12 protein-coding genes are annotated in these 12,353 nt (G+C 60.3%); 2 read left to right on the forward strand and 10 right to left on the reverse strand.

Annotation, left to right across the window (positions count from 1 at the left end; genetic code table 11):
• Positions 1-383: 383 nt before the first annotated feature.
• The 7 genes from secA to RMR13_RS11065 all read right to left on the reverse strand — a co-directional run bounded on the left by secA (position 384) and on the right by RMR13_RS11065 (position 8,061).
• Positions 384-2,939 (reverse strand): preprotein translocase subunit SecA, encoded by a 2,556-nt coding sequence (gene secA / locus RMR13_RS11035; protein ID WP_310600686.1) that lies wholly within the window; start codon positions 2,937-2,939, stop codon positions 384-386.
• Between the two features lie 67 nt (positions 2,940-3,006).
• Entirely contained in the window at positions 3,007-3,507 is a 501-nt protein-coding gene (locus tag RMR13_RS11040) for an N-acetyltransferase (RefSeq protein WP_310600687.1), read from the reverse strand.
• 39 nt (positions 3,508-3,546) lie between these two features.
• Positions 3,547-4,098: a hypothetical protein gene (locus RMR13_RS11045; RefSeq protein ID WP_310600688.1), complete on the reverse strand. Its 552-nt coding sequence runs from the start codon at positions 4,096-4,098 to the stop codon at positions 3,547-3,549.
• A 449-nt stretch (positions 4,099-4,547) separates the two neighbouring features.
• Complete coding sequence (gene argS / locus RMR13_RS11050) at positions 4,548-6,197, reverse strand: arginine--tRNA ligase (RefSeq protein ID WP_310600689.1); 1,650 nt, start codon at positions 6,195-6,197, stop codon at positions 4,548-4,550.
• 32 nt (positions 6,198-6,229) lie between these two features.
• Complete coding sequence (gene alr / locus RMR13_RS11055) at positions 6,230-7,354, reverse strand: alanine racemase (protein WP_310600690.1); 1,125 nt, start codon at positions 7,352-7,354, stop codon at positions 6,230-6,232.
• The gene (locus RMR13_RS11060) at positions 7,341-7,778 is read right to left on the reverse strand and encodes a hypothetical protein (protein ID WP_310600691.1); all 438 of its coding nucleotides are present in this window, start codon (positions 7,776-7,778) and stop codon (positions 7,341-7,343) included. The genes alr and RMR13_RS11060 overlap by 14 nt, the downstream gene beginning before the upstream one ends.
• Positions 7,779-7,875: 97 nt before the next feature.
• A complete protein-coding gene (locus tag RMR13_RS11065) occupies positions 7,876-8,061 on the reverse strand; it encodes a 4Fe-4S binding protein (protein ID WP_028317338.1) in 186 nt (61 codons plus the stop codon).
• 305 nt (positions 8,062-8,366) lie between these two features.
• On the opposite strand from RMR13_RS11065, the gene RMR13_RS11070 reads away from it, so the two are divergent.
• Both RMR13_RS11070 and RMR13_RS11075 read left to right on the forward strand, forming a co-directional pair.
• The gene (locus RMR13_RS11070; protein WP_310600692.1) at positions 8,367-8,708 is read left to right on the forward strand and encodes a hypothetical protein; all 342 of its coding nucleotides are present in this window, start codon (positions 8,367-8,369) and stop codon (positions 8,706-8,708) included.
• A 62-nt stretch (positions 8,709-8,770) separates the two neighbouring features.
• Positions 8,771-9,652, forward strand: coding sequence for a DUF2156 domain-containing protein (locus RMR13_RS11075; RefSeq protein ID WP_310600693.1), 882 nt, complete (start codon positions 8,771-8,773; stop codon positions 9,650-9,652).
• Positions 9,653-10,076: 424 nt separating this feature from the next.
• Here RMR13_RS11075 and RMR13_RS11080 read toward each other — a convergent pair whose 3' ends face one another.
• The 3 genes from RMR13_RS11080 to RMR13_RS11090 all read right to left on the reverse strand — a co-directional run bounded on the left by RMR13_RS11080 (position 10,077) and on the right by RMR13_RS11090 (position 12,243).
• On the reverse strand, positions 10,077-10,466 hold the full coding sequence (locus RMR13_RS11080) for a sulfite exporter TauE/SafE family protein (RefSeq protein WP_310600694.1): 390 nt from the start codon (positions 10,464-10,466) through the stop codon (positions 10,077-10,079).
• A 23-nt stretch (positions 10,467-10,489) separates the two neighbouring features.
• Positions 10,490-11,734, reverse strand: coding sequence for a sulfite exporter TauE/SafE family protein (locus RMR13_RS11085; RefSeq protein ID WP_310600695.1), 1,245 nt, complete (start codon positions 11,732-11,734; stop codon positions 10,490-10,492).
• 137 nt (positions 11,735-11,871) lie between these two features.
• Positions 11,872-12,243 (reverse strand): response regulator, encoded by a 372-nt coding sequence (locus tag RMR13_RS11090; protein ID WP_310600696.1) that lies wholly within the window; start codon positions 12,241-12,243, stop codon positions 11,872-11,874.
• Positions 12,244-12,353: the final 110 nt, after the last annotated feature.

Consider the following 12,353-nt stretch of genomic DNA (forward strand, 5'->3'; position numbering starts at 1 on the left):
CTGCTTCGTGGGGAGCCATGGGGATAACCTCCTTGCCTCGGCCATTTCTGTCGGCAATCGGGACATGGCCGAACTTCCGGCTGGTCTCTGCAATCAGCTGGGCGTCGTAGGCGGCATCCATCAGGTCGTACAGGTAGGTTAGCTTGTTACTGGTCAGCTTGATCAACGGGATAGCCACCTGGCTGTCATGCAGCGAGGCTGAAGTTGGGCGCCCAGATGTCGGTCAGCCGATTAACACATATCTCTCATGGCCTCGATCAATATCGTATCTATTGGCCCCAAATTGCCGCTCTCAAAAATCCTTTGGGTAAAAAATCAATAAAAAAGGCCGTCAGCCCACCCCTGGTGGACCGACGGCCTGAAATTCGAAAAATCAGCCAGGTTCAGCTGTTCACGCCGCAGCACTTCTTGTATTTTTTCCCGGAACCGCACGGACAAGGGGCGTTGCGGCCGATCTTGTCTTCGGCCCGCTGTATCGGTTTGTGCTCTACCTCGCCGGGTTCCCGGGCGCCGGAACGGCTGGCTTCGGCCAGCTCCCGTTCGCGCTGCTGCCGCTGCTCCTCTTCCAGCCGGGCCAACTCGTCTTCCTGGACCAACTGGATACGCATCAGGTTGGCAATGGTGTGCAGCTTGATCGCGTCGATCAGGTTGCGGAACAGGTGGAAGCTCTCCCGCTTGTACTCGTTGAGCGGATTCTTCTGGCCATAGCCCCGCAGGCCGATCCCTTCCTTGAGGTGGTCCATGTGGAGGAGATGCTCCTTCCACAGGGTATCGACCATCTGCAGCAGCACCATCCGTTCGAGCTGGCGCATCTGCTCCACGCCGTTGCGGGCCTCCTGGCGGTTGTAGAGCTCGGCCACGGCTTGTCGCAATTTTTCCGAAAACGTAAAGGAATCGAGGCTGTTGCGCTCTTCTTCCGGCCAATCGAGCTGGAGATCGAAGGCCTGGCCCACCCGTTCGCCGATGGCCGGCCAATCCCACTCCTCGGCCGAGATCTTGGCCGGGGCGTAATCCACCACCACCCGGTCAATCAACTCGGCGACGATGTCGGTGACGATCGGCTGGATGTTGTCGCTCTCAAGCACTTCGCGGCGCTGGCTGTAGATGACCTCGCGCTGCTTGTTCATGACGTCGTCGTATTCGAGCAGGTGCTTGCGGATATCGAAGTTGTGCCCTTCGACCTTGCGTTGGGCGTTTTCGATTGCCCGGGAGACCATCGAATGTTCGATGGGCTCGTCTTCCTCCATGCCCAGCTTGTCCATGATCGACAGCAGCCGATCGGAACCGAAAATGCGCAGGAGATCGTCCTCGAGCGAGAGATAGAAGCGGGAGGTGCCGGGATCGCCCTGGCGGCCGGAGCGGCCACGCAGCTGATTGTCGATGCGGCGGCTCTCGTGGCGGCTGGTGCCGAGGATATGCAGCCCGCCCAGTTCGCGCACGCCCTCGCCCAGCTTGATGTCGGTACCGCGACCGGCCATGTTGGTGGCGATGGTCACCCGGCCCTTCTGCCCGGCCTCGGCCACGATCTCGGCCTCGCGCTCGTGCTGCTTGGCGTTGAGCACCTCGTGCGGGATGTTCTCCTTGGCGAGCATCTTGGAGATCTTCTCGGAGACGTCGATGGAAATCGTTCCCACCAGGATCGGCTGCCCCTTTTCGTTCAGCTCCTTGATTTCCCGGACGATGTTCCGGTACTTCGCTTCCTGGTTCTTGTAGATGACATCGGCGTAATCCTTGCGGATCATTTTTTGGTGGGTGGGGATGACCACCACGTCGAGGTTGTAGATCTTCTTAAATTCAGGCGCCTCGGTGTCGGCGGTGCCGGTCATGCCCGCCAGCTTGTCGTACATGCGGAAATAGTTCTGGAAGGTGATGGAGGCCAGCGTCTGATTCTCGCGCTCGACCTTCACCCCCTCCTTGGCTTCCAGGGCCTGGTGGAGGCCGTCGGAATACCGCCGCCCCTCCATGGTGCGGCCGGTGAATTCGTCGACAATGACCACCGCCCCGTTCTTGACGATGTAATCGACATCGCGCTTGAACATGAAATGGGCCTTGAGCGACTGGTTGACATGGTGCAGTTGGTTGATGTTGCGAGGATCATAGAGGTTGTCGACTTCCAGCAGCTGCTCGGCCAGTACCACGCCCTCGTCGGTGAGCATGATCTGCCGGGACTTCTCCTCCTTGGTGTAGTGCTCGTCGGCCTTGAAATGGCGCATGATCCGGTCGACTTTCAGATACAGATCGGTCGACACGTCCGCCGGCCCGGAAATGATCAAGGGGGTCCGCGCTTCGTCGATGAGGATGGAATCGACTTCGTCGACAATGGCGTAGGCAAAACCGCGCTGGCAGAAGTCTTTCAAAGAAAACTTCATGTTGTCGCGGAGATAGTCGAAACCGAACTCGTTATTGGTACCATAGGTGATGTCGGCGGCATAGGCCTCGCGCCGCTCTTCGTCGTTCAGCTCGTGGAGGATGCAGCCGGTGGTCAGGCCGAGAAAACGGTAGACTTCGCCCATCCACTGCAAATCGCGCCGGGCCAGGTAATCGTTGACCGTCACCACGTGCACGCCCTTGCCGGCCAGGGCATTGAGGTACACCGGCGCGGTCGAGGTCAGGGTCTTGCCCTCGCCGGTTTTCATCTCGGCAATCTTGCCTTCGTGCAGCACGATACCGCCGAGCAGCTGGACATCGTAATGCCGCTCGCCGAGCACCCGCCGGGCCGCCTCACGAACCACGGCAAAGGCCTCGGGCAACAGTTGATCCAAGGTCTCGCCTTGGGCGATCCGCTCCCTGAACTCGACTGTCTTGGCGGCCAGTTCGGCATCGGAAAGCGGCTCGACCGAGGGCTCCAGCTCGTTAATCCTGCGGACAACCCTGCGGTATTGCTTGATCATTCTGTCGTTCTTGCTGCCGAATATCTTGGCAAGTACCTGTCCCACCATTACGATTCCCCCAGTAAGGGTCTGAAATTTTTATACAATATTTGTAGTTACCAAAGAAGCCTATCGCTCATCCGCGGGCGGCAAGCCCGATCCGGATCAGGGCGTCCTCGTCGCAGTCGGGAAATTTGGCGCAATGAATGCAGTCGCTCCAGATCTTGTGCGGCAACTCCTGCTTGTCCCGGTCCACGAACCCGAACTTGCGGAAAAACGCGGCCTGGTAGGTGAGCACGAACACCTGGTCGATCTCCAGGCTCCTGGCCTCGTCCAGGCAGGATTCGACCAGCAGGGCGCCGACGCCGCTTTTCTGCCGCTCCTCGGACACGGCCAGCGAGCGGATTTCCGCCAGATCATCCCAGCAGATGTGCAGGGCGCAGATCCCGTAGACGACTCCGTCTTCCTCGTAGACGATGAAATCGCGCAGATGGTCGTACAGAGAACTGATCGAGCGGGGCAGCATCAACCCCTTGTTGGCAAAGGTGGTGAGCAGGGCGTGAATGGCCCGGACATCGCCCATGCGGGCGGGTCGGATTCTGCCCGTTTTTACGTCGTTTTTGTGTACGGTCGCCATACTTCCTCCTCTCACCTCTCGGCACTGCCGGACGGACGACTAAAGATCATCATCGGCCGAAGGCGGCGGCACCGCTTGCGCGGATGCCCCGGTCAAGGCGCGATACAGCCACCAGTTGCCCAGTCCGGTGGTCATGCCGATGAGCAGCAAAAAAAACACCCGCGGGATCGAAGCGGGTGCGAGCAGCAACAGCAAAACAAGGGCCACGGCCGCGCCGTAAGCGACTCCGGATGCCAGGGTCAGGGTGTCCGGCATCCATTGGGGAAATTTTCGGGCCAACAATCCGGCCGCCGGTCTGGCCACGGCAAAAAAACAGCCGTAGGAGCACAGCAACAGGGGCATCACCCCGTACACTCCCCAGGTCACCAGGGTTTTATGCAGCGCCAGGCCCTGGGGCAGAGCCCCGGACTTGATCAGAATCAGGGTCACCACGGTGATGCCGTGGGCCAGAAAGAAAAAAAACAGCGGCATCACGGCCGGCACATAGACAATCAAATACTTTTTGAGATGCTGGACGAGCACCTTGCGCACCGCCGACACCGGAGAAATCCGCACCCGGCGCGTGTTGCGGCGGTTTCTTTTGTTTTTCATTGCTGGCAACGGCATCGATAAATAAAACCATGGGGCCGGTGTTCGTTGCTGCCGGTTCGAGGAACCGTTTTCCGCCACGGGTCCGGACGAGAACGTGTTAGCTACTCACTCCCCTGCGCCGTCTGCACGGGCCGGGGCGGTAGAAGAATGGTCTGTCCCGCCCAGACGCCGAGCAGGAACATCCACAAAAAAAGACAAAAACAAACCACCACCAACCCGAACATGCCCCGCCAGCCCAGCTCGATCCGAAAGGCCTTGGGACGGACGGTCTCTGCCGGCGGACGGACCTTTCGCCTAAACAATCCCACGGCTTTCCAAGCTGGTACCGGCGGCGGCGCACCGCCCTCCGGCGCCGGCCGCCATCCACGGCCGCACCGGATAATGTGTAAGAAATTCGCCAGGAAAAGCAAGTAGGGAAAGCAAAAAAAACACGGCTGCCGTCTCCCCGGCTACATGCTCTCCGGCGCCGTCAACCCGATCAGATGCAAGCCATTGCGGAACACCCGCTTCAAGCCGCCGCACAGCGCCAGACGCGCCGCCGTCAGCTCGCCATCCTCGGTCAGCACCTTGTGTTTGTTGTAAAATCCGTGGAACTGAGCGGCCAGCTCCATCAGATAAAAGACCACCCGGTGGGGTGCCAAATCGGCCGCGGCACCGGCCACCATGGTCGGATAATCGGCCATGGTCTTGAGCAGGGCGTACTCCTCCGGCTCGACCAGCCGTTTGAGCCCCTGCTCCGCCAAATCGGCCGTCTTGCCCTGCTCCGCCGCCATCTTTTCGATACTGCACAGACGGGCGTGGGCGTACTGCACGTAGTAGACCGGGTTTTCCTGGCTCTGCTTCTTGGCCAGATCGAGGTCGAACTCGATCAGGTTGTCGGGCTTGCGCATCAGGAAAAAAAAGCGCAGGGCGTCCGACCCGACCTCGTCCACCAATTCGTCGACCGTGACAAAAGTGGCCTTGCGGGTCGACATCTTCACCTGTTTGCCGTCGCGCAGCAGGGTGACGAACTGATAGAGGACCACGGTGATCCGCGAATCGTCGTAACCGAGCGCCCGGACTCCGGCGAGCACGTCGGGCACGGTGGCGATGTGGTCGGAGCCGAAGACATTGACCATCCAATCGTAGCCGCGCTTGAACTTGTCGCAGTGATAGGCGATGTCCGGCAGCCGATAGGTGGGCTCGCCGCTGCTCTTGATGATCACCCGGTCCTGCTCCTGCCCCAACTCGGTGGTCTTAAACCAGGTGGCGCCCTCCTGATCGTACACCAATCCCCTGGCACGCAGGGCGTCCACCACCTCGTAGATCCGGCCATCCTCGTAGAGGGTATGCTCGTTGAAATAGGTATCGAAGCCGATGCCGATCCGCTTGAGAGTGGCGTCGATGTCGACAAAAATGGCCTTCTGGGCGCGATCCTTGAAAACCGCGACCTCGGCCTGCGCAAATCCGTCGCCCCCCTCGGCGATCATCGAGCGGGCGATGTCGTAGATGTAGTCGCCCTGGTAGCCGTCCTCGGGAAAATCGCCGGCCAGGCCGAGCAATTCCAGGTAGCGGGCCCGGGTCGATTCGCCGAGCACGCGCATCTGGCGGCCGGCGTCGTTGAAATAATACTCCCGCTGGACGGCGTAGCCGCCGGCCTCGAGCACCCGGGCGATGGCGTCACCGAGTACGGCGTTGCGGCCATGGCCGACGCTCAACGGCCCGGTGGGGTTGGCGCTGACGAACTCCACCAGCACCCGGCGGCCGGCCCCCGCGTCGCAGCGGCCGAATTGTTCACCTTGGGCGTGGATGGGCGCCAGCACCGTGGCCCAGATCGCCTTGTCGAGAAAAAGATTGATGAAACCGGGTCCGGCAATCTCCACCCGTTCGATCATCGGCTCCTTGGCCAGGAACTCGGCCATCGGCCCGGCCAGGTCGCGGGGTTTGCGCTTGTCGACTCCGGCCGCCACCATGGCGAAGTTGGTGGAAAAATCCCCCTGCCCTTCGCGCTTGGGCACCTCGATGGTATATCGTCCCTCCGCGGCGGTGCTCCAAAGACCCTGTCGCACGCCCTCGGCGAAACAGCGCTCGACGATGGCCTTTATCCGTGATTTTATCATAGTGTTGTCTCTTCTCAAAAGGCGGATGCGCCCTAATCGACCAGTACCCGCGCGTTCAATTGACCGAACAGGCACAATACCTCGTAGCTGATGGTCTCCATCCAGCCGGCGATCTCGTCGGCGCCGATCTCCCCCTGCCCTTGCCGGCCCAGGAGCACGACCTCGTCCCCCACCTGGGGTTCGGGCAGATCGGTAACGTCGACCAGGGCCAGGTTCATCGAGATCCGGCCGACCACCGGGGCGCGGCGGCCGCCGATCAAGACTTCGGCCCGGCCGGTCAGGTTGCGCAGGTAGCCGTTGGCATACCCCACCGGCAGCACGGCAAGGGTCGAAGGCCTGGCAGTGGTGAACAGGTGGCAGTACCCCAGGCCGCTGCCCTTGGGCACGCGGCGCACCTGAATGATCCGGGTGACATAGCGCATGGCCGGCCGTAGCCGGGGCGGGGAGGCGGTGGCGGTTCCGGCCGCCCCGTCTGGGTAGTATCCGTACAGGGCGATGCCCGGCCGGACCATGTCGAGCCGGGCGCCGGCAACATAAAATAATCCGCCGGAATTGGCAAGATGGAGGCAGCATTTCCCGCAGTTGAAATCGGCCAGCATCGCGGTCGTTTGCTGAAAGGTGCGCAACACTTCGGCGGAGTTATCCGACTGTCGGTCGTCGGCCAGGGGAAAATGGGCCATGACTCCATCGAGGCGCAGGTGGGGCGTGGCCAGCACCGCCCGGACCAGATCGCGGAAATCGGCAGGCAGGGTACCCTGGCGGCCCATGCCCGCATCCACCTTGAGATGCAGTCCGAGTTCGCTGCCGCTTGCCCCGGCCAGGCGGGACAATGCCGGCAGGATCGTGGCATCGGTCACCACCGGGGTCAGGCGGGCGTCGACAATGGCCGGCAGGGTCTGCGGCACCACCCCGACCAGGACCAGAATCGGCTGGGTGATCCCGGCCTCGCGCAAACGCACGCCCTCGATGGCCTCGGCCACGCCGAAGGCCGCCGCCCCCTGGCTGGCGAAAATCCGGGCGCAATCGATCATGCCATGGCCGTAGCCATCGGCCTTGACCAGCGGCAGGATGGCGGCATCGCCGGCCAGCTGCCGGCAGACCTGAAAATTGTGGATCAGCGCCGAACGGCTGATCTCAACTCGATTAAGCGATTCCATGGTGGTGTACTCGGTGATACCATTCGCGCCAACCCAACCGGCTGGACAGGCACAGCGACCAGCCGACCGCGCCGTATAAGATGCCGATGGCCGGTCCCGGCTCGGTCAAGCTGCGCAAGGTAATGCCCGTGGCCATCATCAGCAGCACCAGCAGCCAGGTTTTCCAGGAATAGACGGCCCCCAGGCAGGTGCCGTCCTGAAAACGGATGATGCGGTCCAGGGAGCGTCGGGCAATCTTGTCGAGGATAAACAGTGACTTCAAGGTACCGAGCAGACCGGCGGCCACAAACAACAGCCTGCCCCGCCCCGGCTCGAGCCATCCCCAACCGCGCGCCATCAGCAGCCCGCCGATGGCGGTCCACAAAAAGGGGGCGGCAAACAAGTGAACCGTGCGCGGAACGCCGGGTTTCGTCAGGAGCGTCATCGCTTCTTTCTCCGAGAATTGCCCTGCCCTAGAAACAAGATAAGCCCATCCCCGGCAAGGGATGGGCTTATCGATCGACCCAGTGGACCGGGTGCGATCAGATTTCGGTAACGGTGATGGCGCTTTCGGGGCATACCTCAACGCAGGTCTCGCAGCCCAGGCACTCATCGGAATGCACCGGCTCGGCCTTGCCGCCCTGCATCTCGAAAACCTGCGCAGGGCAAGCGTTTACACACTCTTCATCACCGGAACATTTGTCTTTATCTACAACGATTTCCCACATGGCACAACCTCCAAGAAAGAATTAAGGGGCTTGATAACTCAGATACTGATTACGGCCTCGATACTCAGAAAATACAAGACACAAAATCATTTTTTTTTAAAGGACGGGCCAGGGTTTGTCAAGCGAAAAGACATGAATGGGGTACAAGCAAGGAGCCGCTTTTCCGGTCCCCCCGCCCTGTTGGACGAACCAGCTCCGGAGAGGCAGACAGGGCCGCGACCCGTCCGATCTTTTTTTGGTTTGCAGGAGCGGGAAACAGAGGTACAAAGAATTCATTTTACTCATTCAATTCGAGGTGCCGCCTTATGGTCAAGAAACAACAAGCCCGCCGGGGCAAGACAGCCCCTTCCCCGGAAACCGGGGAACAGGCGATGATCGAGGCCATTCTCGAAGGCAGCCCGGAAGCGGTGGGGGTGGCGGTGATCCGTCTCGACTGCGGTTGCCGCAAGATGGCGGCCGTCAGCTTGAGCGGCGATCCGGCCAGTAAAATCATCGTCTACCGGGACAATGCCCAGTCCATCTGCGACCAATGCAAGGACGACCACGGCGATTTCCAACGGGTGGTCAAGCAGTTCATCAGCTGGAAGAAGCCGGAGCCGGATCATGCCGCCATGGCGATGATCAGCGCCAAAGTATTGGGAAGTTAACAACCCCTTTCGGCACCGGACCGCCTGTCCGTGAGGCCCGCCTCGCTGCCGATGCCCGTTCCATGCCTGCCATGCTTGCCGATTACCCCCAAACCTCTCCTCTGACCATCGAGCTTCGCCCCCTGCTGCACCCCCTGTTCCGGCAGTTGCGCGAAGGCATCTCCGAATTCACCTTTGCCAACCTGTACCTGTTCCGGGCAACGCACCGCTACAGCGTTACCGCCCTGGCCGACGGTACCATCGCCTTGCTCGGCCGGGACGGCGCCAGGGCCTTTTTCATGCTGCCCTTCGCCCTGCCGGAAGCCGGCTTGCTCAACACCCTCTTTCACGACCACGGCATGCTCAAGTGCGCCTCCGCCGCCCAGGCACGCATCTTGGCGCAACAAGGCTACCGGATCGAGGAAGACCGGAACAATTTCGACTATCTGTACCGCCGGCAGGATCTGGCGCTACTGGGCGGACGCAACTATCACAAGAAGCGCAATCTGATCAAGGCCTTTACCCGCTCGCATGCCTTTAGCGCCAAGCCGTTGCGCACCGAACTGCGGGAAGACGCCCTGCGGGTGCTCGAGGATTGGCGCCGGGGAGCGGAGGAGGGCGGCGATTACGAAGCGGCGCGGGAAGCGGTGGTGCTGATGGACCCGCTCCAGCTCTGCGGCGGCATCTACTATGTCGAATCGCAGCCGGTGGCCTTTGTTCTCGGCGAGGAGTTGGCCGGAGGCGCCAGCTACGCCATCCACTTCGAGAAAGCGGTTCCCGGATATAAGGGGTTGTATCAATTCATCAATCAATCCTTTGCCGCTGTTCTGCCCGAAGAATACGCCACCATCAACCGGGAGCAGGACTTGGGCGATCAGGGACTGCGCCAGGCCAAAATGAGCTATCTCCCTGCTGGTTTTGTCGAAAAATTCAAGATATACCCAGAGGATTCCCCATCGTTTTAGCCACCCGTCCCATCGCCACGCCGCAGCTGGAAGGTGCATCCCCGCAAATCGCGGCGGCTTCGTCCTCCCAAAAAAACTGATTGCCACTTCGCTTCAGCCGATTGCATCCCGGAGGCTATTCCACTGAAATTTATTAAGATTTCTCCTCGCCGCGTTCGCCGAAACGACCAACAAAGGACGTTCGGGACAAGGATAACGCTGACCGCATGGCCATCTCGAACGCCGTGAGAGATCTCGCTTGATCGACCGGCTTTCCGGGGCGTCAAGAACACGGCCGGTTGCCGGCAAGCGAGCTTGGCTGAGATTCGATGGCAATCAAAAAAAAACGCCTCCTTCCCTGCGGAATGCGGGAAGGAGGCGTCTCTCACGTAGCGATTAGCCGACAAGCAGGCGGCAATCTGCCGCCCATGCGACCGTCACCCGATCAATACACGCCCAACAGGTTCAGCGCCAGCACCACCAGGCCCACGCAGGCGACCCGCTTGACCACCAGAGGGCTGACCCGCTTGGCGATCTGCGGCGCGATATAACCGCCGAGAATCGCGGCCGGGAACATGGCCAGAAAAAAATACAGGTCAAAGTTGCCGAACTGGTAATGCCGCATGGTACTGATCGAAGTGTTGAAGAAGATGGCCAGCAACGAGCTGCCAACCACCAAATACATGGGCAGCCGCAGGGCGACGGTCATCAGCGGCACCATGAACGGGCCGCCACCGAATCCGAACATCGACGACATGATGGCGATCAAAAAGCCACCGATGCAGCCGATCACCATGTTCACCTTAAATTCTTGTCCCCAAAATTCTATTTTCATAATCGATCCTCCTCGACAGATCCTTATTTTCCGCCCTTGGCGGCCTCTTCGGCGCGCTTCTTGAACTCTTTCAAAATGGCCTGTTCCTTCTTGTTCCTGGAGAGATAGCCTGGCGTGGTCTGCCAGAGCATCAACGCGGCCAGGACGAGCAGAATCCAGCCGAAAGCGAACTTAAACTGGTCCAGAGTGATCATCTCGGTCAGTTTCGGTCCGATGAAGCCGCCCAGGAGCATGGCAACGCCAATGCCGCAACCGAGCTTCCAATTGATGAATTTGATCTTCGAGTAGTTGTAGATGCCGCTCCCCTGCGAGAAGAGCACCGTCGGGGTCACCGTGCCGGCGACGATGGTATGGGGCAAGGCGGGGAACAGGGCCAGCAGCAGCGGGTTCATGATGAAGCCGCCGCCGGCGCCCATGAGCACGCCGAAGATGGCGACGCACAAGGACAGCACAAAGGGGTAGAAGATATTGAGGCTGGTGCCGGCGTTGTCCAGGTACACCAGGGGAAAGGCGATCTTGTTTTCAAAGGTCGCGGGCTCGCTCTTGGTCATCTTGTCCACCACGGCGACGATTTTGTACTTGCCGGGCGACAGGCCTTCGCGGATCTTGATCTCGGCGGCATAGGTGCCGTCCGGCTTGATGTCGACATCGGCGGCGAACACCTTGTCCGGGCTCCGGAAACGGGCCTTGGTCAGCTGCATGGCGCGCTTGCGGTTTTCCTTCTCGTCCATGGTCGGGAGCAGATCGCCCCGGCTGCCGATGATGCTGGCCATCAGGGTGGATTGATAATGCTCGATCTTCATCTTGGCCGGAACATTGAAGGCGGCCTCGGCGCCCATATCCTTCAACAGGGCGGAATAGCTCCATTTTCTCCCTTCTTTCTTGGCCGCGTCGATTTTGGCCTGCATTTCCTTCGGGGCAAAGATCTTGTAGTAGGCCGGCATCACCTCGGAGATGTAGAAAATGTAGGGCCGTTTGTTGGTTTCCTTGTCCAGCTCGCTGTCGAACCGGTTGGCACGGACATTGTGCTCAGCCGCCCAGACCTCGAGATACACCGGTTTTCCCGCCGGAACGCGGCCGCTGACCTTGATCGTGCCGCCGTTGTTGATTTCGGTTTTGTCGATGACGATCGTCGGCGCCGTCACGGCGGCGGCAGCCGGTTGATTCCCCGGCTGGACCTCCCCTTCGGCCACAGCCACGCCATTGCTCCCCATCAGCACCACCATCGCCGCCAACAGCCATGGAACGACGCCCTTTCTCATGTTCATACTTACTCTCCTGGTTATTTGTTCACTCAAACCGGCCGGATGCCGTTGCCCGGCGCCGACGGCTGTTCCTTTTCTCTTCCCTGTCGCTGGCTGCCGGTTACGGACCGGCGTTATCGCCCTTGTCGCAAGCGTGTGGCTCAACTCTTCGGTTTTGCCGCCAGCACCTTGGCCACCTTGTCTTCCAATTCGACCCGGTCGATGGGTTTGACACAGTACTCGTCCACCCCCAGGCCAATGGCTTCGCGAGCGGTTTCCACGGTCGGATATCCGGTGAGGACGATAGTCCGCATGGCGGGATGCTCCTCTTTCAGAATAGCCAACACTTCGATACCGCTCATTTTTTTCAATTTGATATCGAGAATGGCCAGATCGATCGGATGGGTGCGGGCAAAGGCGATGGCTTCGTCCTCCTCGGTGAAGGTATGGACCACATGTCCTTTTTTCTTGAGGATTTTGCCCACGAGCACCGTGGCGTCGAGGACATCGTCCAAGGCGAGAATTTCTGCCATGCTGTTCTCCTTACCCTATTGCGGCCATGATCGATTGCCCTGCCCTGCGCCCCGGTCCGCCCGTGCCGCTCCTCGGAAGATGGGTGGACATACGCATTTCAGAGGATTGC

It is taken from the genome of Desulfobulbus sp. (assembly GCF_031547805.1).
Lineage (GTDB): Bacteria > Desulfobacterota > Desulfobulbia > Desulfobulbales > Desulfobulbaceae > Desulfobulbus.